The organism is Kitasatospora sp. NPDC018619 (assembly GCF_044391605.1).
In the GTDB taxonomy this organism is placed as follows: Bacteria; Actinomycetota; Actinomycetes; order Streptomycetales; family Streptomycetaceae; genus Kitasatospora.
In genome coordinates, this window is sequence record NZ_JBISAI010000003.1 from 404,209 (window position 1) to 426,301 (window position 22,093).

General features: G+C 75.0%; 19 protein-coding genes and 1 pseudogene. 9 read left to right on the forward strand and 11 right to left on the reverse strand.

The window, feature by feature from the left end; translation table 11 throughout:
* Positions 1–69: 69 nt before the first annotated feature.
* Together ACH5AR_RS06860 and ACH5AR_RS06865 are read right to left on the reverse strand one after the other, a co-directional pair.
* Positions 70–1,794, reverse strand: coding sequence for a phospho-sugar mutase (locus ACH5AR_RS06860; protein WP_396300296.1), 1,725 nt, complete (start codon positions 1,792–1,794; stop codon positions 70–72).
* A gap of 185 nt (positions 1,795–1,979) precedes the next feature.
* Positions 1,980–2,801 carry a purine-nucleoside phosphorylase gene (locus ACH5AR_RS06865; RefSeq protein ID WP_396300297.1) on the reverse strand — a complete coding sequence of 274 codons (822 nt, stop codon included), beginning with the start codon at positions 2,799–2,801 and terminating at the stop codon, positions 1,980–1,982.
* Positions 2,802–3,071: 270 nt separating this feature from the next.
* Here ACH5AR_RS06865 and ACH5AR_RS06870 point away from each other — a divergent pair, with 270 nt between their 5' ends.
* Positions 3,072–3,956 (forward strand): hypothetical protein, encoded by an 885-nt coding sequence (locus ACH5AR_RS06870; RefSeq protein ID WP_396300298.1) that lies wholly within the window; start codon positions 3,072–3,074, stop codon positions 3,954–3,956.
* Here ACH5AR_RS06870 and ACH5AR_RS06875 read toward each other — a convergent pair.
* Positions 3,923–4,360 carry a gamma-glutamylcyclotransferase gene (locus ACH5AR_RS06875; protein WP_396300299.1) on the reverse strand — a complete coding sequence of 146 codons (438 nt, stop codon included), beginning with the start codon at positions 4,358–4,360 and terminating at the stop codon, positions 3,923–3,925. The two genes, ACH5AR_RS06870 and ACH5AR_RS06875, sit on opposite strands and share 34 nt — an antisense overlap.
* 100 nt (positions 4,361–4,460) lie before the next feature.
* On the opposite strand from ACH5AR_RS06875, the gene ACH5AR_RS06880 reads away from it, so the two are divergent.
* Positions 4,461–5,924 carry an NAD(P)H-quinone dehydrogenase gene (locus ACH5AR_RS06880; RefSeq protein ID WP_396300300.1) on the forward strand — a complete coding sequence of 488 codons (1,464 nt, stop codon included), beginning with the start codon at positions 4,461–4,463 and terminating at the stop codon, positions 5,922–5,924.
* 236 nt (positions 5,925–6,160) lie between these two features.
* Positions 6,161–7,123 (forward strand): DeoR/GlpR family DNA-binding transcription regulator, encoded by a 963-nt coding sequence (locus ACH5AR_RS06885; protein ID WP_396300370.1) that lies wholly within the window; start codon positions 6,161–6,163, stop codon positions 7,121–7,123.
* Between the two features lie 129 nt (positions 7,124–7,252).
* On the opposite strand, the gene ACH5AR_RS06890 is transcribed toward ACH5AR_RS06885, so the two are convergent.
* The 6 genes from ACH5AR_RS06890 to ACH5AR_RS06915 form a co-directional block, all read right to left on the reverse strand.
* The gene (locus ACH5AR_RS06890) at positions 7,253–9,028 is read right to left on the reverse strand and encodes an acetyl/propionyl/methylcrotonyl-CoA carboxylase subunit alpha (protein ID WP_396300301.1); all 1,776 of its coding nucleotides are present in this window, start codon (positions 9,026–9,028) and stop codon (positions 7,253–7,255) included.
* A 283-nt stretch (positions 9,029–9,311) separates the two neighbouring features.
* On the reverse strand, positions 9,312–10,028 hold the full coding sequence (locus ACH5AR_RS06895) for a hypothetical protein (protein WP_396300302.1): 717 nt from the start codon (positions 10,026–10,028) through the stop codon (positions 9,312–9,314).
* Positions 10,029–10,159: 131 nt separating this feature from the next.
* On the reverse strand, positions 10,160–10,771 hold the full coding sequence (locus ACH5AR_RS06900; RefSeq protein ID WP_396300303.1) for a nucleoside triphosphate pyrophosphatase: 612 nt from the start codon (positions 10,769–10,771) through the stop codon (positions 10,160–10,162).
* 47 nt (positions 10,772–10,818) lie between these two features.
* Positions 10,819–10,959 (reverse strand): morphogenic membrane protein MmpB, encoded by a 141-nt coding sequence (gene mmpB / locus ACH5AR_RS06905; RefSeq protein ID WP_396300304.1) that lies wholly within the window; start codon positions 10,957–10,959, stop codon positions 10,819–10,821.
* 129 nt (positions 10,960–11,088) lie between these two features.
* On the reverse strand, positions 11,089–11,310 hold the full coding sequence (locus tag ACH5AR_RS06910; protein ID WP_396300305.1) for an acyl-CoA carboxylase subunit epsilon: 222 nt from the start codon (positions 11,308–11,310) through the stop codon (positions 11,089–11,091).
* Positions 11,311–11,339: 29 nt separating this feature from the next.
* Positions 11,340–12,929 (reverse strand): acyl-CoA carboxylase subunit beta, encoded by a 1,590-nt coding sequence (locus ACH5AR_RS06915; protein WP_396300306.1) that lies wholly within the window; start codon positions 12,927–12,929, stop codon positions 11,340–11,342.
* Positions 12,930–13,159: 230 nt separating this feature from the next.
* On the opposite strand from ACH5AR_RS06915, the gene ACH5AR_RS06920 reads away from it, so the two are divergent.
* The 4 genes and pseudogenes from ACH5AR_RS06920 to ACH5AR_RS06935 all read left to right on the forward strand — a co-directional run bounded on the left by ACH5AR_RS06920 (position 13,160) and on the right by ACH5AR_RS06935 (position 18,015).
* On the forward strand, positions 13,160–14,053 hold the full coding sequence (locus ACH5AR_RS06920; RefSeq protein ID WP_396300307.1) for a biotin--[acetyl-CoA-carboxylase] ligase: 894 nt from the start codon (positions 13,160–13,162) through the stop codon (positions 14,051–14,053).
* A gap of 173 nt (positions 14,054–14,226) precedes the next feature.
* Entirely contained in the window at positions 14,227–15,351 is a 1,125-nt protein-coding gene (locus ACH5AR_RS06925; RefSeq protein ID WP_396300308.1) for an adenylate/guanylate cyclase domain-containing protein, read from the forward strand.
* Positions 15,352–15,736: 385 nt separating this feature from the next.
* A pseudogene (locus tag ACH5AR_RS06930) lies at positions 15,737–16,870 on the forward strand (diguanylate cyclase domain-containing protein); the annotation flags it as partial.
* A gap of 899 nt (positions 16,871–17,769) precedes the next feature.
* Positions 17,770–18,015: a hypothetical protein gene (locus ACH5AR_RS06935; protein WP_396300309.1), complete on the forward strand. Its 246-nt coding sequence runs from the start codon at positions 17,770–17,772 to the stop codon at positions 18,013–18,015.
* Here the strand turns inward: ACH5AR_RS06935 and ACH5AR_RS06940 are convergent.
* Positions 17,987–18,598 carry a TetR/AcrR family transcriptional regulator gene (locus tag ACH5AR_RS06940; protein ID WP_396300310.1) on the reverse strand — a complete coding sequence of 204 codons (612 nt, stop codon included), beginning with the start codon at positions 18,596–18,598 and terminating at the stop codon, positions 17,987–17,989. The genes ACH5AR_RS06935 and ACH5AR_RS06940 overlap by 29 nt on opposite strands.
* A 139-nt stretch (positions 18,599–18,737) precedes the next feature.
* Here ACH5AR_RS06940 and ACH5AR_RS06945 point away from each other — a divergent pair, with 139 nt between their 5' ends.
* Together ACH5AR_RS06945 and hutH are read left to right on the forward strand one after the other, a co-directional pair.
* Entirely contained in the window at positions 18,738–19,904 is a 1,167-nt protein-coding gene (locus ACH5AR_RS06945; protein ID WP_396300371.1) for a macrolide family glycosyltransferase, read from the forward strand.
* Between the two features lie 114 nt (positions 19,905–20,018).
* A complete protein-coding gene (hutH, locus tag ACH5AR_RS06950; protein ID WP_396300311.1) occupies positions 20,019–21,596 on the forward strand; it encodes a histidine ammonia-lyase in 1,578 nt (525 codons plus the stop codon).
* Positions 21,597–21,627: 31 nt separating this feature from the next.
* Here hutH and ACH5AR_RS06955 read toward each other — a convergent pair whose 3' ends face one another.
* On the reverse strand, positions 21,628–22,044 hold the full coding sequence (locus ACH5AR_RS06955; protein WP_396300312.1) for a hypothetical protein: 417 nt from the start codon (positions 22,042–22,044) through the stop codon (positions 21,628–21,630).
* Positions 22,045–22,093: the final 49 nt, after the last annotated feature.

Here is a 22,093-nt window from a genome sequence, read left to right on the forward strand (position 1 = left end):
CGCCGGACGGAGACGTCGAGGGGCCCGCCGGTCACGACCGGCGGGCCCCTTCCGCGTCCGGGCGCGGACTCAGGCGGTGATGCCCGCGGCCTCGGCGAGGTCCTGCTTGACGGTGGCCAGCAGCGCGGCGGCGCGCTCGCGGGCGGCGGCGAGGCCGGCGGCCGAGGCGACCGGGAGGACGACCTCCAGGTAGCACTTGAGCTTGGGCTCGGTGCCCGACGGGCGGACCACGATGCGGGCCGAGCGGACGCCCTCGCCGGCCAGGTAGTAGCGCAGGCCGTCGGTGGGCGGCAGGTCGGCCGAGCCGGCCGACAGGTCGTCGGCGCGGGTGACCCGCAGGCCCGCCAGCACGGTCGGCGGCTGCTCGCGCAGGCGGCGCATGGCGTCGGCGATCAGCGAGAGGTCCTGGACCCGGACGGAGAGCTGGTCGGTGGCGTGCAGGCCGTGCTCCAGCGCCAGGTCGTCCAGCAGGTCGGACAGGGTGCGGCCGGACGTCTTGAGGGTCGCGGCGAGCTCGGCGACCAGCAGGGCGGCGGTGATGCCGTCCTTGTCCCGCACGCCCTGCGGGTCCACGCAGTAGCCGAGCGCCTCCTCGTAGCCGTAGCGCAGGCCGTCGGCGCGGGAGATCCACTTGAAGCCGGTCAGCGTCTCGGCGTAGCCCAGGCCCGCGGCCTCGGCGATCCGCCCGAGCAGGGTGGCGGAGACGATGGTGGTGGCGAAGGTGCCCTCGGCCTTCTTCGCGACCAGGGCCGAGCCGAGCAGTGCGCCGACCTCGTCGCCGCGCAGCATCCGCCAGCCGGAGGCGCCGTTGCCGCTGCCCCCCGCGTTGCCGTTGACCGGCACGGCCACCGCGCAGCGGTCGGCGTCCGGGTCGTTGGCGATCACGATGTCCGGGCCGACGGAGGCGGCGGTGCGGAAGGCGAGGTCCATCGCCCCCGGCTCCTCCGGGTTGGGGAAGGCCACCGTCGGGAAGTCCGGGTCGGGCTCGGCCTGCTCGGCGACCACGGTGGGCGCGGGGAAGCCGGCCCGGCGGAACGCGGCGACCAGGGTGTCGCGGCCGACGCCGTGCATCGGGGTGTACACCACCTCCAGGTCGCGCGGGCTGTGCTCGTCGACGATGGAGACGGCCCGGGCCAGGTACGCCTCGACGACCTCCTCGCCGAGCACCTCCCAGCCCTCCGCGGCGCGCGGGACCTCCTCCAGCGAGCCGATCGCGTCGATCTCGGCGGCGATCCCGGCGTCGGCCGGCGGGACGATCTGCGAGCCGTCGCCCAGGTAGACCTTGTAGCCGTTGTCCTGCGGCGGGTTGTGGCTGGCGGTGACGGTGACGCCGGCGGCTGCTCCCAGGTGGCGGACGGCGAAGGCGAGCACCGGGGTCGGCAGCGGGCGCGGCAGCAGCGCGGCGCGCAGGCCGGCGCCGACCACCACGGCCGCGGTGTCGCGGGCGAAGTCGTACGACTTGTGGCGGGCGTCGTAGCCGATGACGACCAGGTCGCCCAGGCCCTGCTGCCTGACGTACGCGACCAGGCCGGCGGCGGCCCGGATCACCACGGCGCGGTTCATCCGCATCGGGCCGGCGCCGAGTTCGCCGCGCAGGCCGGCGGTGCCGAACTGGAGGCGGTCGGAGAAGCGCTCGGCGAGCTCCGCCCAGGCGAGCTTGCCGTCGGTCGCGGCCTCCGGGTCCTCGGCCCGGGCCAGCAGGGCGGCGAGCTCCGCGCGGGTCTGCGGGTCGGGGTCCTCGGCCAGCCAGGTCCGGGCCCGGGCGAGGAGGTCGGGGGTGAGTGCCTGCGTCATGCCAGCTCCATCGGGAAGTGCGTCGGTGTGTCGGCCTGGGGTTCCGCTGTGGGTCGGGAGGGCTCCGCTGCGACCGGGTGTCGGGAGCGGGGGTCGCGCACGCGGACGGGGCCCACGGGAGGGCGTGATCAGCGGATCACGCCGCCCGTGGGCCCCGTCAGTCATGATTCTGCGCCTGCCGGGCGTCAGATCCGCTCAAGGACCTTCGCCAGCAGCTCGCCCATGCGCTCGGCGGAGGCCTTGCCAGCCTCCAGCACCTCGGCGTGGTTGAGCGGCTCGCCGGTCATGCCGGCGGCCAGGTTGGTGACCAGGGAGATGCCGAGCACCTCGGAGCCGGCCTCGCGGGCGGCGATGGCCTCCAGGGTGGTGGACATGCCGACCAGCTCACCGCCGATCACCCGGGCCATGTTGACCTCGGCCGGGGTCTCGTAGTGCGGGCCGCGGAACTGGACGTAGACGGCCTCGTCCAGCGACGGGTCGACCTCGCGGCACAGCGCGCGCAGGCGCTTGGAGTACAGGTCCGTCAGGTCGACGAAGTTGGCGCCGACGATCGGGGAGTCCGCGGTGAGGTTGATGTGGTCGCTGATCAGGACCGGCTGGCCGGGCGTCCAGCCCTGGCGCAGGCCGCCGCAGCCGTTGGTCAGCACGATGATGCCGCAGCCGGCCGCGGCGGCGGTGCGCACGCCGTGGACGACGGTGGCCACGCCGTGGCCCTCGTAGTAGTGGTTGCGGCCGAGGAAGATCAGGGCGCGCTTGTCGCCGATCTTCACCGAGCGGATCTTGCCGGCGTGGCCGGCCACGGCGGGGGCGGGGAAGCCCGGGAGCTCGGTGACCGGGAACTCGGCCACGGTCTCGCCCAGGGCGTCGGCGGCCGGCACCCAGCCGGAGCCCATCACCAGGGCGACGTCGTGCCGCTCGGCACCGGTCAGCTCGCGCAGGCGCTCGGCGGCGGCCTGGGCGGCGGCGTAGGGGTCGGCGGAGACGACCGACTGAGGAGAAGCGTTCACGGGTCAGAGGATAGACGGCTTTCGGCTACGCGCGTAGAAATTCGGCGGCGGCATGCCGGATCGTTACCCGGTTGACCGGAAAACACAGCTCGGCGGCGCTGTCGGGCCTCCCGGGCCGTCGGTTCCCACACGGAGGGCGGTCCGGTGTCGTCCGTGAGCGCACCGTGGGGAAGGTGCCGGAGAATGGTCCGTACGGGGTGTCCCGCCGGTGCCGGTCGAGCCGGTGCCGGTCCGCGCGCACCGCCGGTCCCTCGGACCACGGAGTCGATCATGGCCATCGCACTCGGAGGGGCGGGCCCGCCTGCCCCGGGGCCGGACCTGGCGGCCCGGGTGGACGCGTACGTCGGCGGGTTCCGGTGGGGCGCCTACACCGCGCCGGACGCCGCGCAGCGCCGGGCGCTGGCCGAGGGCGTGCGGGCCCTGCTGGACGGGCGGGCCGAGCGGGCGGACCGCGCGCTGGCCCGGGCCGGCTACCGGCGCACCGAGTTCACCGAGGCCGCCACCGGCCGCCGGGTGGCCGAGCTCGCCGACGCCTCGGCCGAGTCGACCCGCGGCTGGGGCCGGGTCTACCTGGACCTCTCGGCCCGCCCCGCGTGGTCCGTGCAGGTGCCCCACCCGGTCTCCGACGCCCGCACCGAAGCCCTCGGGGTGGACGTGTTCCGGGCCGTGCCGGGCGGGGTGCTGGTGCTCGCCGGGGCGCACCGCCGGGCCGGGCCGGACGGCTCCTCGGACGTCGCGCACCGCGCCGACACCGTCTTCGCCGCCGTGGTCGGGGTGCTCACCGGGCGCGGACTGCCCGGCATCCAGGTGCACGGCTTCGCCGAGGCCGGCCTGCCCGGGCGGGACGCGGTGGTCTCGCCCGGCGCCGGGCGGCCGGGGCCGGCCGCCGAGCTCGTCGCCGACGGGCTGGCCCGGGCCGGGTACGCGGTCTGCCGGGCCTGGCGGGAGGGCGACGGAAGGCTGGCCGGCACCACCAACGTCGAGGGCCGGCGCGCGGCCGGCGCCGGGGTGCCGTGGCTCCACGTCGAGCTGGGCAGGAGGCTGCGCACCGAGCCGGCCCGGCGCGCGGTGGTGGCCGGGGTGCTGGCGGACGCCGCCCGCAGCTGGGGGCCGCGGGCCGGTCAGCAGGGGCGGCGGCGCAGGTCCATCACGTAGTCGTGCGGGGCGCCGGCGCTCTCCGCGGCGTCGGCGATCAGTCCGAGGTAGCGGGCCGCGGGCAGGCCGCCCTCGTAGTCGTTGAGCACGTACGTCCAGACCTGGATGTCCCCGTCCAGGGTCTGCGCGCGCAGCTTGATCTTGCGGTAGATGCCGAGCTGGACGCCCTCCCAGCGGTCCAGGCCCTCCTCGTCCATCGGCGCGACGTCGTAGAGGGAGACGAAGACCTGGTCCTTCTCGTCCTCGACCACGGTGGCCAGCGAGCCCTCCCAGCCCAGCTGCTCGCCGCCGAAGGTGAGCCGCCAGCCGGCGAGCCACCCCGTGCCGCGCAGTGGGGAGTGCGGGGCCCGGCGGGTCATCTGCCGGGCATCGAGGTTGGTGGCATACGCGGCGTAGAGGGGCATGGGGGCCAGCGTAGCCCGGGCGGTGGCCGGGCCGCCGCGAGCGGTCGTCGGTGGGCCGAGCCCGGACCCCGGCGTGGCGGCGCTCGCGGCGTGCGGGACAATGGGAGGCGTGACTCGGATCGTGATCATCGGTGGCGGACCCGGCGGCTACGAGGCGGCCCTGGTCGCCGCACAGCTCGGCGCGGAGGTGACCGTCGTCGACACCGACGGTCTGGGCGGATCGGCGGTGCTCACGGACTGCGTTCCGTCGAAGACCCTGATCGCGACCGCGGAGGTGATGACCACCTTCGACAGCTCGTACGAGGAACTGGGCATCCTGGTCGCGGACCCGGTGGGGTCCTCCGGCCCGGCCGGGCAGGCCGCCGACGTGATCGGGGTGGACCTGGGCAAGGTCAACCGCCGGGTGAAGCGCCTGGCCATCGCGCAGTCCCACGACATCACCCAGTCCGTCACCCGGGCCGGCGTCACCGTGCTGCGCGGCCGCGGCCGGCTCGGCACCGGCGGGCAGGCCGTGGACGGCTCCCGCGAGGTGCTGGTGGACGCCCCGGACGGCACCGTGCAGTCGCTGCGCGCCGACGCGGTGCTGGTCGCCACCGGCGCCCACCCGCGCGAGCTGCCGGACGCCCAGCCGGACGGCGAGCGGATCCTGACCTGGACCCAGGTGTACGACCTGGAGGAACTGCCCCGCGAGCTGATCGTGGTGGGCTCCGGTGTCACCGGCGCCGAGTTCGCCGGCGCCTACCAGGCGCTCGGTTCCAAGGTGACCCTGGTCTCCAGCCGCGACCGGGTGCTGCCGGGCGAGGACCCGGACGCCGCCGAGGTGCTGGAGGACGTCTTCCGCCGCCGGGGCATGAACGTCATGGGCCGTTCGCGCGCCGAGAGCGTCAAGCGGATCGGCGACCGGGTCGAGGTCGTGCTGGCCGACGGCAAGGTGATCGAGGGCACCCACTGCCTGATGGCCGTCGGCTCGATCCCGAACACCTCCGAGATGGGCCTGGAGGAGGCCGGGGTCAAGCTCAACGACTGGGGCCAGATCCAGGTCGACCGGGTCTCCCGCACCACCGCCCCCGGCGTGTACGCGGCGGGCGACTGCACCGGCGTCTTCATGCTCGCCTCGGTGGCGGCCATGCAGGGCCGGATCGCGATGTACCACGCGCTCGGCGACGCGGTGCAGCCGCTGAACCTCAAGACGGTGGCCTCCAACGTCTTCACCGACCCGGAGATCGCCACCGTCGGCTACACGGCGGCCGACGTGGAGTGCGGCAAGATGGACGCCGTCGTCGTCAAGCTCCCGCTGCGCGGCAACCCGCGGGCGAAGATGCAGGGCATCCGGGACGGCTTCGTGAAGCTGTTCTGCCGCCCGGGCACCGGCATCGTGGTCGGCGGCGTGGTCGTCGCCCCGCGGGCCAGCGAGCTGATCCACCCGATCGCGCTCGCGGTGGACGCCAATCTGACCGTCGAACAGGTGGCCAGCGCCTTCACCGTCTACCCGTCCGTCTCCGGCTCGACCGCCGAGGCGGCCCGCCAGCTGCACGTCCGGAAGCGGGTCGACGGCGAATCCTGAGCGTTCGACGCACAGTTGGGGGCGGCTGCCGATCGGCGGCCGCCCTTTGCGTCGGGGCGTGCGTCACCCGGACGGCGGGCGCAGTCCCGGGCCCCTGGCGGCGCGCATTGTACGGTCACGCGCCGCTCGTGCGTGAGCAATTCCCGCTACTAGCTGCAAACGCCTGAAAGCAGACGGTCACGCAGGTTACCGTCGGTTCTGTGTTTGCAGCAGAACGTCGCCAGTTGATCCTCGAAATGGTGCGCGCCAACGGAGCCGTCTCGCTCCGGGAGTTGGCCCGCGTCGTCCAGACCTCCGAAGTGACCGTGCGCCGTGACGTGCGGGCGCTGGAGGCAGAAGGGCTCCTCGACCGCCGGCACGGCGGCGCGGTGCTCCCCGGCGGCTTCAGCCGCGAACCCGGTTACCCGCAGAAGACCCACCTGTCCGCGGCGGAGAAGAGCGCCATCGCGGACCTCGCCGCCGGCCTGGTGGAGGAGGGCGACGCCGTGGTGGTCGGCGCCGGCACCACCACCCAGGAGCTGGCCCGCCGACTGGCCCGGGTGCCCGGGCTGACGGTGGTCACCAACTCGCTGCTGGTCGCCCAGGCGCTGGCGCACGCCAACCGGGTCGAGGTGGTGATGACCGGGGGCACCCTGCGCGGCTCCAACTACGCGCTGGTGGGCAGTGGCGCGGAGCAGTCCCTGCAGGGGCTGAGGGTCACCAAGGCCTTCATCTCCGGCAGCGGGCTGACCGCCGAGCGCGGGCTGTCGACGGCGAACATGCTGTCCGCGAGCGTGGACCGGGCCATGGTGCTGGCGGCCGCCGAGGTGATCGTCCTCGCCGACCACACCAAGCTCGGCGCGGCCGGCATGTTCCAGACCGTCGCCACCGACACCATCACCCGGCTGGTCACCGACGAGCAGGCCACCGCGGACGACGGCACCGCCCGCGAGCTGGACGCGCTCGCCGACTGCGGGGTGCAGGTCGACCTGGCCCCGCTGGGCGCCGGCCCGGGCGGTGACGCCCCGGTGCACGGCACCGGCAACGGCCCGATGCACCAGCAGCAGGCCCAGCCCGGCCCGATGGCCCGCCGCGGCGGGCCGCCCCCCGGCGGCGCCCCGCTGCCCGGCCAGCGCCGTCCCGGCGCGCACGGCGGGCCGGCCGGCCCGGGCGGGATGCCGGCCCGGCTGGCCGAGATGGGCCTGCCGCGCGGGCGTTAGGGCGCCGGGCGGGACAGGGCACCGGGCGGGAGCCGCGCGGGCGTCAGGGCACTGCGCGGACGCCGGAAACGGAACCGGTCCGCACACCCCCAAGGGGCGTACGGACCGGTCCGGCGGTCAGGGGCGGCGTCAGTCCTTGATCTCGCAGAGCGCGGCGCCGCTGCTGACGCTCGCGCCCACCTCGGCCCTGAGGCCGGAGACGGTGCCCGCCTTGTGGGCGTTCAGCGGCTGCTCCATCTTCATCGCCTCCAGGACCACGATCAGCTCGCCCTCGGCGACGACCTGGCCCTCCTCGACGGCGACCTTGACGATGGTGCCCTGCATCGGCGAGGCCAGGGTGTCACCGCTGAGGGCCGAGCCGGCCTTCTTGGCGCCCACCCGGCGCTTGGCCTTGGCGGAGCCCGCGGCACCGGCCGCCGGAGCCGCCGTGACGCCCAGCGAGGACGGCAGCGAGACCTCGATCCGCTTGCCGCCCACCTCGACCACCACGGTCTCCCGGGTCTCGGCCTCCTCGCCGTCACCGGCCGCGCCGGCGAACGGCGCGATGGTGTTGTCGAAGTCGGTCTCGATCCACCGGGTGTAGATCGTGAACGGCTGGTCGCTGCCGTGCACCTCGGGCGCGAACGCCGGGTCGGCGACGACCGCCTGGTGGAACGGGATGGCGGTGGCCATGCCCTCGACCCTGAACTCGGCCAGCGCGCGGCGGGCCCGCTCCAGGGCCTGCTTGCGGTCGCGGCCGGAGACGATCAGCTTGGCCAGCAGCGAGTCCCAGGCGGGGCCGATGACCGAGCCGCTCTCCACGCCGGAGTCCAGGCGCACGCCCGGCCCGGACGGCGGGGCGAACAGCGTCACGGTGCCGGGCGCGGGCAGGAAGTTGCGGCCCGGGTCCTCGCCGTTGATGCGGAACTCGAAGGCGTGGCCGCGGATCTCCGGGTCGTCGTAGCCGAGCTCCTCGCCGTCGGCGATCCGGAACATCTCGCGGACCAGGTCGATGCCGGTGACCTCCTCGGTGACCGGGTGCTCCACCTGGAGACGGGTGTTGACCTCCAGGAAGGAGATCGTGCCGTCCTTGGCGACCAGGAACTCGCAGGTCCCGGCGCCCTCGTAGCCGGCCTCCTTCAGGATGGCCTTGGACGCCCGGTACAGCTCGGCGTTCTGCTCCTCGGTCAGGAACGGCGCGGGCGCCTCCTCGACCAGCTTCTGGTGGCGCCGCTGGAGCGAGCAGTCACGGGTGGAGACGACCACCACGTTGCCGTGCTTGTCGGCCAGGCACTGGGTCTCCACGTGCCGCGGGTTGTCCAGGTAGCGCTCGACGAAGCACTCGCCGCGGCCGAAGGCGGCGACGGCCTCGCGCACCGCGGAGTCGTACAGCTCGGGGATCTCCTCCAGCGTGCGGGCGACCTTGAGGCCGCGCCCGCCGCCGCCGAAGGCCGCCTTGATGGCGACCGGCAGGCCGTGCTCGCGGGCGAAGGTGACGACCTCGTCGGCGCCCGAGACCGGGTCGGGGGTGCCGGCCACCAGCGGGGCACCGGCCCGCTGGGCGACGTGCCGGGCCGTCACCTTGTCGCCGAGGTCGCGGATGGCCTGCGGCGGCGGGCCGATCCAGATCAGGCCCGCGTCGAGGACGGCCTGGGCGAATTCGGCGTTCTCCGACAGGAACCCGTAGCCGGGGTGGACGGCGTCGGCCCCGGAGTCGGCGGCCGCCTTGAGGACCTTGGCGATGTCCAGGTAGCTGGTAGCGGGGGTGTCACCGCCCAGCGCGTAAGCCTCGTCGGCCGCGCGGACGTGCACCGCATCCCGGTCCGGCTCGGCGTAGACGGCGACGCTGGCGATACCGGCGTCCGAGCAGGCCCGGGCGACGCGGACGGCGATTTCCCCGCGGTTGGCGATGAGCACCTTGCGCACTGTGGCTCCCTTCTTGAACCTCGTTGAGTTTATGGATTCCCGGGCAGTACCGGCGAGTAGCCCCGGGTTGTGAACTATCCCACACGCTCGGTGATGGCTTTCCCGGGCGTGGTGGCGGCCCCGGGACGACGCCGCAGGTCGGCGCCGGTCCGCCCGGAGCGGCGGGGGCCACGGCGGGTGACCGGCCGACGGCGTGGCGGAGGGTGGCATGGGCCACAGTGTCGCGCGGAGCGCTGGAGCGGCGCCGGAGCCCGCGGTGGGCCGCCGCCCCGGTACCCCGCCGTCACGCCGGCCGCCTGAGCGCCTCCGCCGTCACGTCGGCCGCCACCTCGACCATGTCCGGCCCGTACGCCTCCGGGTTGACGACCCGCAGGACGAGCGCGAAGGTGCCGTCGCGCCCGTACGTCCGGGCGAGGCGGCGGTGGTGCGCGACCAGGTGGCGCACCCCGGCCTGGTTGGCGGTGCCGGTCTGGCCGCAGACCAGGAACACCGGGCGGCCGCCGTCCGGGGTGGCGATCCGGGCGAGCAGGGCGTGCGTCTCGTCGGAGCGGGCGGTGAAGTCCCGCTCGCCGACCAGGATCACGTTGGAGCCCCGCTCGGGACCGGAGGTGACCGTCACCCCGGGCAGGCCCCAGGCCAGGTGCGCGGCCGTCCGCTCGTTGCTGACCGGGCCGCCCAGGCACAGCTCGGTCTTGGCGCCCAGCCCGCGGTGCGCGGCGTCGTGCGCGACCAGCTCGGGCCGCGCCCCGCACTCCTCGACCAGTCCGGCCAGCCACATCAGCGCGTAGGCGTCGCGCCGGGTGACGGTGTCGGCGTGCGAGCCCGTCCCGATGCTGCGGGGCACCACGATCAGGCACTCGCTGCCGGCCGGCAGGCCGAGGAACTCCCGCACCCGCTCGACCCTGCGGCGCCGGCGCAGCAGTTGGGCCAGCCAGCCGAGGCCGGCGCTGATCGCGCTGGCCACCAGGCCGAGCACCACGTTGAGCATGCTGTCGGTCACCTGCCGCACCCCCTCCCGTTCGGGACCGCGGTCAGCTTATGGGGGCGGGATGCGGCTGTCGTAGGCCGGTTGTCCCAGGCCTGCCGTCCGGATTTTGTCGGATCCGGACCGTCGGACCACCGGTGTGCGTGCTAACCGTCGGTCCGGGTCCAGAGGTCCGTGATCCGCACGCCGAGGTCGGCGAGCAGCCGGCGCAGCAGCGGCAGGGACAGGCCGATGACGTTGCCCGGGTCGCCGTCGATGCCGTCGACGAACGGCGCCGAGCGGCCGTCCAGGGTGAACGCCCCGGCCACGTGCAGCGGTTCGCCGGAGGCCACGTACGCGGCGATCTCGGCGTCGTCCGGGGTGCCGAAGCGGACGGTGGTGGAGGCGGTGGCGGAGGACTGCCGGCCGGTCGCGGTGTCGATCACGCAGTGGCCGGTGCGCAGCACCCCGGCCCGGCCGCGCATCGACTGCCAGCGGGCCAGCGCCTCGGCGGCGTCCGCGGGCTTGCCCAGGGCCCGGCCGTCCAGCTCCAGGACGGAGTCGCAGCCGATCACCAGCTCGCCGTCGGCGAGCCCGGCGGCGACGGCCTTCGCCTTGGCCTCGGCCAGGACGAGTGCCAGCTCGGCGGGGGTGGCGGCGGTGATCGCGTCCTCGTCGACGCCGCTGACCACCACGCGCGGGTCGAGGCCCGCCTGGCGCAGCAGCCCGAGGCGGGCGGGGGAGGCGGACGCGAGGACGAGAGCGCGCTGGTCGGTCATGTCCACCAGCGTAGGGGGTCCGGATGTCCGCCGTCCGGGTGAACGGCTCAGGTGAAGGAACGGGACAGCATGAGCAGCACGGCGCCGACCAGCACCAGGGCGGCGAGCACCCGGCCGGCCCGCTGCATCCGCTCCTGCATCCGACGGGCCTCGGGCGAGGGCTCGTCGCGGGGGTCTGACCAGAGCACCCGTCCAGAGTGCGCCGCGGGGGCCGCGGGCGCCTGAGTACCCGTACTCATGTTCCGGGCGGAGCGGGCGCCCCGGACAGCCGCAGGGGGAGGCCGGCGGGCCCGGCCTCCCCCTGCGTGGCGGGGGCGTCAGTGCGCCCAGCCCGAGGTCCGCCAGGCGTCGGCGCCCGGGCGGACGGCGGGCCGCAGCAGGCGGGCGCGGTCGTTCCAGGGGGAGGCCGGGCCGGCACCGGCCAGGCGCGCCGCCTCGGCGGCTGCCTGCGCGGCGGCGGCCCGGGACTGGACCACCGCCAGGACGGTGGCCAGCTCCTCGGGGGTCGGCTGCCCGTGCAGCACGTGGATCGGGGACATGGCGGGTTCTCTCCCGACGGGGACGGGGCCTACAGGGGGATGTTGCCGTGCTTCTTGGGCGGCAGCACCTCGCGCTTGCCGCGCAGCGCCCGCAGGCCGCGGACGATGTGCCGGCGGGTCTCGCTCGGCGCGATCACCGCGTCCACGTAGCCGCGTTCGGCCGCCAGGTACGGGTTCAGCAGGGTGTCCTCGTACGAGGCGACCAGCTCGGCCCGCTTCTCCTCGGCGGTGCCGGCCGCCTCGGCCTCGGCGATCTCCCGGCGGTGCAGGATGTTGACGGCGCCCTGCGCGCCCATCACGGCGATCTGCGCGGTCGGCCAGGCCAGGTTGAGGTCGGCGCCCAGGTGCTTGGAGCCCATGACGTCGTACGCGCCGCCGAAGGCCTTGCGGGTGATCACGGTGATCAGCGGGACGGTGGCCTCGGCGTAGGCGTAGATCAGCTTGGCGCCGCGCCGGATGATGCCGTCCCACTCCTGCTCGGTGCCGGGCAGGAAGCCGGGCACGTCCACGAAGGTCAGCACCGGGACGTTGAAGGAGTCGCAGGTGCGGATGAAGCGGGCGGCCTTCTCGCTGGCGTTGATGTCCAGGCAGCCGGCCAGGTCCATCGGCTGGCTGCCGACGATGCCGACGGACCGGCCCTCGACCCGGCCGAAGCCGGTGATGATGTTGCCCGCGTACAGCGGCTGGGTCTCCAGGAACTCGCCGTCGTCGACGATGTGCTCGATCACCTTGCGCATGTCGTACGGCTGGTTCGCCGAGTCCGGCACGATGGTGTCGAGTTCGAGGTCCTCGGCGGTGACGGAGAGGTCGGCCTGCTCCGGGTAGGACGGCGGGTCGCTCAGGTTGTTGGAGGGCAGGTACGACAGCAGGCTCTTGACGTACTCGATCGCCTCCTTCTCGTCCGCGGCCAGGTAGTGGGCGTTGCCCGACTTGGTGTTGTGGGTGCGGGCGCCGCCCAGCTCCTCCATCGCGACGTCCTCGCCGGTGACGGTCTTGATCACGTCGGGGCCGGTGATGAACATGTGCGAGGTCCGGTCGGCCATCACCACGAAGTCGGTGATCGCGGGGGAGTACACCGCGCCGCCCGCGCAGGGGCCCATGATCAGCGAGATCTGCGGGATCACGCCGGAGGCGTGCACGTTGCGGCGGAAGATCTCGCCGTACAGGCCGAGCGAGACCACGCCCTCCTGGATCCGGGCGCCGCCGGAGTCGTTGATGCCGATGACCGGGCAGCCGGTCTTCAGCGCGAAGTCCATCACCTTGACGATCTTCTCGCCGAAGACCTCGCCGAGCGAGCCGCCGAAGACGGTGAAGTCCTGGGCGAACACGGCGACCTGGCGGCCGTCCACGGTGCCGTAGCCGGTCACCACGCCGTCGCCGTACGGCCGGTTCCGCTCCTGGCCGAAGTTGGTCGAGCGGTGCCGGGCGAACTCGTCGAACTCCACGAAGGAGTCCTCGTCCAGCAGTTCCACGACCCGCTCGCGGGCGGTCAGCTTGCCCTTGGCGTGCTGCTTCTCCACGGCCTTCGCGGAGCCGGAGTGCACCGCCTCGTCGAGCCTGCGGCGCAGGTCGGCGAGTTTGCCGGCGGTGGTGTGGGGGTCGTACGGCGCCTCGGTCATCCGGTGGCTCTCCCTGATCCATGGCCGCGCCTGTTCGCGTGCGCGCGGGGCCGGGGGGCGGGCCCGCGCCTGGGGCAGGGCGGCGCTACGAACTACCGCTGGGTAGCGTAGCCATCGCGGAGGGCGATGCGGCACGTCCCGGCGTTATGGCCATCGACACAGTTTTGCCGACGGCCGTTCTGCGGGACGATGGGGCGGCCTGGGCCCGTGGCCGATCTAGGGTTGCCCCCATGAACGCACCAGAGAGCCCCCGTCGCAGCGGACTGCGCGGCTTCGGCCACGCCGGACCGTCCCCCTGGACCGACCTGGACCGTCCGCCGCTGGACGAGGAGGCGCTGCGCCACGACCTGCTCCTGCCGGGCGGCCTGTGGACCTCCCTGGACGTCGTCGCCGAGACGGGCTCCACCAACAGCGACCTCGCCGCCCGGGCCGCGGCGGGCGCCGGACAGGGTGCGGTGCTGGTCGCCGAGGCGCAGAGCGCCGCCCGCGGCCGGCTGGACCGTCGGTGGACGGCTCCGCCCCGCTCCGGGCTGTTCCTGTCCGTGCTGCTGCGCCCCGACGGGGTGCCGGTCGAGCGCTACGGCTGGCTGCCGATCCTGGTCGGGGTGGCCACGGCCAGCACGCTGGGCCGGGTCGCCGGGGTCGAGGTCGGGCTGAAGTGGCCCAACGACCTCCAGGTGGAGATCGACGGCGCGGAGCGCAAGCTCGGCGGCATCCTCACCGAGCTGTCCGGCGGCGCGGTGGTGGTCGGCATGGGCCTCAACGTCTCGCTGCGCGCCGAGGAACTGCCCGTCCCCACCGCCGCCTCGCTCGGGCTGGCCGGCGCCTCGACCACCGACCGCGGCACCCTGCTGCGCGCCCTGCTGCGCGAGTTCGCCGAGCTGTACCGGGAGTGGACCGCCGCCGCGGGGGACCCGCACGCCAGCGACCTGCTGCGCGCCTACGTGGACCGCTGCACCACGCTCGGGCGCCAGGTGAAGGTGCACCTGCCGGGCGACCGCGAGCTGGTCGGCGAGGCGGTGGCGGTGGACGGCGACGGGCGGCTGGTGGTCCGCACGCCGGACGGCGTACGCCGGGCGGTCGGCGCGGGCGACGTCGTCCACGTGCGCCCCGAACCCCGCTGAACGGCAGTCTTCACCTCCCCTTGACCCGGGCTGATGCCCCGGATCCGACGATTCCGTGCGAACATTCCACCTGGCAGCGGTGTGAGGCGCGCCACTGCCCGCCCGGGTGGCGGACGGCGCGCCCGGACAGGTAGGACACGAGGCGAGTGCGGCAGGCGCACGGGGACGGACCGGTGGCAGAGGACGGCAGCGGCGGCGCGGCGGGGGGCGGCAACGACCCCACGGTCGCGCTCGAACTGGAACGCCTGATCCTGGACGCGCCGCGCCGCTACACCCCGTACCAGGCCGCGCGTGCCGCCGACGTCCCGATGGAGCTGGCCACCCGGTTCTGGCGGGCCATGGGCTTCCCCGACATCGGGCAGTCCCGGGCGCTGACCGACGGCGACGTGATCGCGCTGCGGCGGCTGGCCGGCCTGGTCGAGTCCGGGCTGCTCAGCGAGTCGATGGCGATCCAGGTGGCCCGGTCCACCGGCCAGACCACGGCCCGGCTGGCCGGTTGGCAGATGGACACCTTCCTGGAGAACCTCACCCAGTCCGCCGAGCCGGGGCTGACCCGCGCCGACGTCGCGTACCCGCTGGTCGAGCTGCTGCTGCCGGAGCTGGAGCAGTTCCTGGTGTACGTCTGGCGGCGCCAGCTGGCGGCGGTTACCGGCCGGGTGGTGCAGGCCGCCGAGGACCACGAGATCACCAGCGGGCGGCTCGCCGTCGGCTTCGCCGACCTGGTCGGCTTCACCCGGCTGTCCCGGCGGCTGGAGGAGGAGGAGCTCGGCGAGCTGGTCGAGACCTTCGAGAACACCTGTTCTGACCTGATCGCCGGGCAGGGCGGCCGGGTGATCAAGACGCTCGGCGACGAGATCCTCTACGTCTCCGAGGACCCGGCGACCGCCGCCGAGATCGCGCTGAGCCTGATCGAGGCGCTGGCCGAGGACGACAGCATCCCGCCGCTGCGGGTCGGCATGGCCTTCGGGACGGTCACCTCGCGGATGGGCGACGTCTTCGGCACCACCGTCAACCTCGCCAGCCGGCTCACCTCGATCGCCCCCAAGGACGCGGTGCTGATCGACGGCGAGTTCGCCGCCGCGCTGGAGCAGAACGGCAGCGTCGCCCCCGCCGACGCGGAGGGGCCGGGCCTCGCCGAGGCGCTGTCGGCCGCGGCGGGGATGCCCGCCTCCGGGCTGCCGATACCGGGCCCGGAGGCCGGGGCCCGCTTCCACCTCCAGCCGATGTGGCGGCGGCCGGTGCGGGGGCTCGGACTGGTCGAGCCGTGGCTGCTCACCCGGCGGCTGAAGGCCGAGTAGGGCCGGCGCGCGGCCGGTGCCGGTCCGGAGCGCGGGCGGGCACCCAGGGCGCGGTGACGACGCGTGCGGGGGCGGTTCCCGGGCAGTCTTCCCGGTGGCGGACGCGGTCCTCCGGATGCCGAACGGTTGAAACCCGTACGTTCCCCTGCGGGTCCGTCCGGGCAAACGGGGCATAACCGAATGAAACCGCCATAGTCTTGGTGCAAGCGGCCGGTCGGGTGCGGCCGGTCGACGGGGGTCTGGCAGGACCGAGCACAGGGAGCGAGGCGAGCCGGTGAGCAGTGAGGCGATCATGACGGACCGCGGCTGCGACTGCGGCGGTCCGCGGCACCCGGACCCGCTGCCGGACCTGCGGCTCCAGTCCGTGGTCGAACTGGCCCAGGACATGGCCGCCGCGCTCACCCCGCTGGAGGCCGTCCGGGCCGCCGCCGCCCGGGCCACCGAGGCGCTCGGCGCCACCATGGCCGCCGTCTCGGTCTGGGACCGCGAGTCCGGCCGGCTGCGCGTGCTGGTGAACCACGGCGAACTCGCCCCGGGGGAGGAGGAGCTGCCGGAGGACGAGTCCTACCCCGTCGCCGACTTCCCCGAGATCGTCACGTACCTGGAGGAGCGCTGGTCCACCGGGCGACTGCCGCGCGCCTGGCTGCAGAGCGCCGAGAACAGCGAGACGCACGCCGGGCACGCCCACCCGACCGCCGGCGCTTACTGCCAGGAGCGCGCCGCGGCGTTGCGCCGGCGCGGGCGGGCCTGCTGCGTGGTGGCACCGATCGTGCTGCACGGCCAGGCCTGGGGCGAGCTGTACCTCGCCCGGTCGGCCGGGATGCCCGAGTTCACCGAGGCCGACGCCGACTACGCGACGCTGCTCGCCGCCCAGGTCTCGGCCGGGCTGGCGCAGACCGAGCGCCTCGCCGACCTGCGCAGGCTCGCCTTCTCCGACCCGCTCACCGGCCTGGCCAACCGGCGGGCCGTGGACGCCCGGCTGGAGAGCGCCCTGGAGGCGCACAACCGGGACGACACCGTGGTCTCGCTGGTGGTCTGCGACGTCAACGGGCTGAAGCGGGTCAACGACCAGCTCGGCCACGAGATGGGCGACCGGCTGCTGGAGCGGTTCGCCCACCAGCTCTCGCTGGCCGCCGCCAGGCTCCCCGGCAGCCTCGCCGCCCGGCTCGGCGGCGACGAGTTCTGCCTGCTGGTGGAGGGCCAGAAGGCCGACGAGGTGGTGGCCGTCGCCGAGGAGCTGTGCGCCCGGGCGCTCGCGCTCTCCGAGGGCGAGGGCGTGGCCTGCGGGGTCGCCTCCACCGGGGACTCGATCGGGCCCGTCACCACCCCCGACCGGCTGTTCCGGCTCGCCGACGCCGCCCAGTACCGGGCCAAGGCCGCCCGGGCCGCCCACCCGGTGGTCGCCGGGCGCAGCCACGGCCCCGGCTTCTCGCCCGACCCGACCGTGCTGCTCGCCGACGCCGCCGACCCGCACCACCGGGCGGACGGGCGGCGCGGGTCGAACGGCCGGGCCGGGGCGGGGGACCGGCGGCGGTTCCGCGGCGCCGCCCACAGCGCCGACCCGGGGCAGCTGCTCACCTCGGTGCTCGCCGCGCTCGACCGGGCCGCCTCGGCCCGGGCCGTCCACCCCGCGGACACCCTGGGCAAGCTGGTCGTGGTCGCCGAGGCCTCCGCCCGGCTGCTGGACGCCGTCGGCTGGTGGGTCTCGTACGTCCCGCCCGGCTCCCACCTCATGCGCACCGCCCAGCACGCCGTCTACCGGATGACCAGCGGCCCCAGCAGCGTCCGTGCCGAGACCCAGCGGGCCCAGATCGAGGCGCCCGACGCGGTGTTCGACCTGCGGCACTACCCGATGACCCGCCGCGCCGTCCGCGGCGGCGCCTTCGCGCTGCGGGCGGGTGCGGCCGGCAACGACCCGGCGGAGGAGGCGATGCTCGTGGTCTCCGGCTACCGGGGCATGGTCGCCGCGGGCGGCCAGAACCCGGCCGGGGGCTGGCTGGTGGAGCTCTTCGCCGACGACGCCACGCTGCCGCTGGGCCAGGCGGCCTGCGCCATGCGGGCGCTGGTCTCGGTCGCGCTGGCGGGGCCGGCCTCGCCGCCGGTGGTCTGAGCGCGCCGCGGAGCCCGGCCGCGGAGCCGTGTGTGCGGATTCGGTGACGGGGGTGTCGCGGCCCGGTCGCGGTCGGATCCCGGGGGTACCGGCGGCGGGCCGGGCGGGTGGATGGTGGGGGCAACGGTCTTTCGGTGGACGGGGGTTCGGCCGTGGGCGGACGGTGGGCGGGGGCGGCGACGGCCGCGGTGCTGGTGCTCGGGGGCGCGGCGGCGGGGGCCGTACCCGCCTCGGCGGTGGCGCCGGCACCGGTGCGGGCGGCCGGGACGGCGGCACGGGCGGAGCCCCAACGTGTGGAGCCCCAACGTGTGGAGCCCCAACGTGTGGAGCCCGAGCGCACGGATCCTGAGCGGACGGACCGGCTGCGGGCCGTCGCCGGGGCGCACCGGGTGACGGAGTCGGTGCTCGCCAAGGCCAAGAAGCACCGGGCGCGGCACGGCTCGCACGGCGGGGGCGGCGGGCCGTTCGTCCTGGCCGGTGCCGTCCTGCTCTGCGGGCTCGCCGCCTGGGTGGCGGTGCTCTGCCTCAGGCGCCGGGGGCGGCAGGGCGGTTGAGGGCCCGCAGGGCGGCGTCGACCAGGCGGTCGGCGTGCTCGTGGGTGAGCGGGCCGAGCCGGTACTGCCAGCGGTAGTAGATCGGGCCGTAGAGGAGTTCGACGGCCAGGTCGAGGTCGGTGTCGGGCGGGAGCCCGCCGGCCTCGCGGGCGCTGCGCAGGCGGTCCCGGGTGACCTCCAGCAGGGGGTCCAGCAGACGGGTGCGGTACTCGGCGTGCAGCGCCGGGTCGTTGAGGATCTCGGCGACCAGCGCCCGGTAGGTGCGGTCGGTGGCCGGGTCGCCGAGCTCGTCGCTGGTGGGGCGCAGCACGGCGCGCAGGTCGGCGGCGAGGTCGCCGGTGTCGGGCAGGGCGAGGCCGCCGTCGTGCTCGCCGGCGGCGAGGAAGGCGTCGAAGACGACGGCGCCCTTGGAGGGCCACCACCGGTAGATGGTCTGCTTGCCGACGCCGGCCCGGGCGGCGATCGCCTCGACGGTCAGCCTGCCGTAGCCGACTTCGGCGACGAGTTCGGCGGCGGCGGCGAGGACGGCGGCGCGGGCGCGTTCGCTGCGGCGGGCGGGGTCGGGAGCGGTTCTGGAGGCCATGGGAAAAATTCTAGGCGAAACAGCGAGACGAGACGTATTGTCTTCTCAAGACCTCGCGAGACGATCCGTCTCGTCTTGGCCGCGTCCCCTCGACCGCTCTCCCCCGGAGGTGCCCGTGAACCGCCCCGCACACATCCTGATGGTCTCCGTACCGGCCCACGGGCACGTCAACCCCAGCCTCGCCGTGATCGCCGAGCTGGTCGCCCGGGGCCACCGGGTCAGCTACGTCAACGACCCGTCCTTCCGGGAGACCGTCGAGTCCACCGGTGCGACGCTCGTCCCGTACCCCGCCAAGCTGCCGCTCACCGACGACCCGGGCGGCTGGCCGGAGGACCCGGTGGCGATCCAGGACCTTTTCCTGGACGACACCCTGTCGATGTGGGCCGCCATGCTGGAGGCCTTCGAGGACGACCGCCCCGACCTGGTGCTGTACGACATCGCGGGCTTCGCCGGCCGGGCGCTCGGCGAGCGGCTGGGCGTGCCGGTGGTGCAGCTGTCGTCCAGCTTCGTCGGCTGGGAGGGCATCGAGGAGGACCTGGCCGCCGTCTTCGAGGCGACCCGCAACGGCCCGGGCGGCCCCGAGCACTACCGCCGGTTCGCCGACTGGCTGGCCGCGGCCGGCACGGTGGAGCGCGACGTGGACGCCTTCAAGGGCCGCCCGCAGCGGTGCCTCGCGCTCGTCCCGCGGGCGCTCCAGCCCAACGCCGACCGGGTCGACGGGCGGCGCTACACCTTCGTCGGGCCCTGCTTCGGCGACCGCTCCCACCAGGGGCACTGGCAGCGCCCGGCCGGCGCCGAGAAGGTGCTGCTGGTCTCGCTGGGCTCGGCCTTCACCCACCAGCCCGCCTTCTACCGGGCCTGCATCCGGGCCTTCGGCGAGCTGCCGGGCTGGCACACCGTGCTCCAGGTCGGCCGGCACACCGACCTGGCCGAGCTCGGCGAGGTGCCGGACACCGTCGAGGTGCACCGGTGGGTGCCCCAGCTGTCGGTGCTCTCCCAGGCCGACGCCTTCGTCACCCATGCGGGCATGGGCGGCTCCAGCGAGGGGCTGTACCACGCGCTGCCGATGATCGCGGTGCCGCAGGCCGCCGACCAGTTCGCCAACGCGGACGCCCTGGTCGGCCACGGGGTCGCCCGCCGGCTGGACACCGGGCAGGCCACGGCGGAGGCGCTGCGCCGCGCCCTGCTGGAGCTGGTCGGCGATCCGGCGGTGGCCGAGCGGCTGCGCGCACTGTCCGCCGAGGTCCGCGCCGAGGGGGGTACCGCCCGCGCGGCGGACCTGATCGAGGCCGAGCTGGGCAGGTGACCGGGGGCGGCGCGGGGGCCGCGGTGTGCGGCGCCGGCCCGGAAGGCGGAGAATCCGGAGGGCGGGCACCTGTTGTCATATCTTCATTCACCTGATGTGATGGTGTATATGGATATGCACAGTGCTGTGGCCCCCGACGCTCCGCTGGTCCTGGTCGGCAAGGCCGACGTCAGCGCCGAGGACGTGCTGGCCGTCGCCCGGGGCAACGCCCGGGTCGAGATCGGTCCCGACGCGCTGGCCGAGATGGCGGCCGCCCGTGCGCGGATCGACGCCCTCGCGGCCGAGCCGCGCCCCGTCTACGGCGTGTCGACCGGTTTCGGGGCGCTCGCCGTGCGCCACATCAGCCCCGAGCTGCGCGCCCAGCTGCAGCGGTCGCTGGTGCGCTCGCACGCCGCCGGCATGGGGCCGGCGGTCGAGCGCGAGGTCGTCCGCGCGCTGATGTTCCTGCGGATGAAGACGCTCGCCTCCGGCCGCACCGGCGTCCGGCCGGTCGTCGCGCGGACCATGGCCGCCCTGCTCAACGCGGGCATCACCCCGGTGGTCCGGGAGTTCGGCTCGCTCGGCTGCTCCGGCGACCTCGCCCCGCTCTCGCACTGCGCGCTGGTCCTGATGGGCGAGGGCACCGCCACCGGCCCGGACGGCGTGGAGAAGCCCGTCGCCGAACTGCTCGCCGCCGCCGGGATCGAGCCGGTCGAGCTGCTGGAGAAGGAGGGCCTGGCCCTCATCAACGGCACCGACGGCATGCTCGGCATGCTGGTGATGGCCGTCGCCGACCTCCAGCGGCTGTTCACCACCGCCGACATCACCGCCGCGATGAGCCTGGAGGCGCTGCTCGGCACCGACAAGGTGCTCGCCCCCGAGCTGCACGCCCCGATCCGCCCGCACCCGGGCCAGGCGCTGAGCGCCGCCAACATGCTCGCCGTCCTCAAGGACTCCGGCCTCACCGGCCACCACCAGGACGACGCCCCGCGCGTCCAGGACGCCTACTCGATCCGCTGCGCCCCGCAGGTGGCCGGCGCCGGCCGGGACACCCTGGCGCACGCCCAGCTGGTCGCCGCGCGCGAGCTGGCCGCCTCGGTCGACAACCCGGTGGTGCTGCCGGACGGCCGGGTGGAGTCCAATGGCAACTTCCACGGCGCGCCGGTCGCGTACGTGCTGGACTTCCTCGCCATCGCCGCCGCCGACCTCGGCTCGATCTCCGAACGCCGCACCGACCGGCTGCTCGACAAGGCCCGCTCGCACGGCCTGCCGGCCTTCCTCGCCGACGACCCGGGCGTGGACTCCGGCCTGATGATCGCCCAGTACACCCAGGCCGCGCTGGTCAGCGAGAACAAGCGGCTCGCCGTCCCGGCCTCGGTCGACTCGATCCCCTCCTCCGCGATGCAGGAGGACCACGTGTCGATGGGCTGGTCGGCGGCGCGCAAGCTGCGCCAGGCGGTGGCCAACCTCGGCCGCATCCTGGCCGTCGAACTCACCGCCTCCGCGCGGGCGCTGGAGATCCGTCAGCAGGCCGACGGCGCCGGCCGGCTCGCCCCGGCCACCGCGGCCGCGCTGGCCGCAGCCCGGGAGGCGGGGGTCGGCGGCGCCGGCCGCGACCGCTTCCTGTCGCCGGACCTGGAGGCGGCCGCCGAGCTGGTCGCCTCCGGCGCGCTGGTGCGGGCGGTCGAGCAGGTCACCGGCCCGCTGGCCTGAGCCGGTGGCGCCGCCGCGGGGTGACGGGGGATCAGTCCCAGTCGCGCCGCGGCGCGCGCTCCCCGCGGCCGCGGCGGCTGCCCAGCGCGGCGGCGAGGTTGACCCCGACGATGCCCGCCCAGCAGACCACCAGGCCGGCGAAGCCGCCGCTCTCCGGGCTGCCCGCGATCCCCGACAGCGGGATGCCGAGGACCAGCGAGGTCACCGCGAGCCCGGTGTTGGAGTGCCAGCCCGGGCCCCGGCGGCGGGGGTGGCCCCGGTACGGGGAGCGCGGCTCGTAGGCGTCCTCCCGCTCGGCCGCCGACCGGTCCACCCGGGCGTCCAGCCGGGCGTCGAGGCGCTTCACGAAGGAGTCGACGAGGGCGTCCTCGTAGTCCTTGCCGAGCTCCTTGCGGGCCTGGAGGGTGGCGTCGAGGTCGCGCCTCAGGTCGTCCTGACGAGTGTCCATGGAACCAGCGTGGGGCAGCCGCAGCGCCCGGTCCATCCGTTCGCGGGGG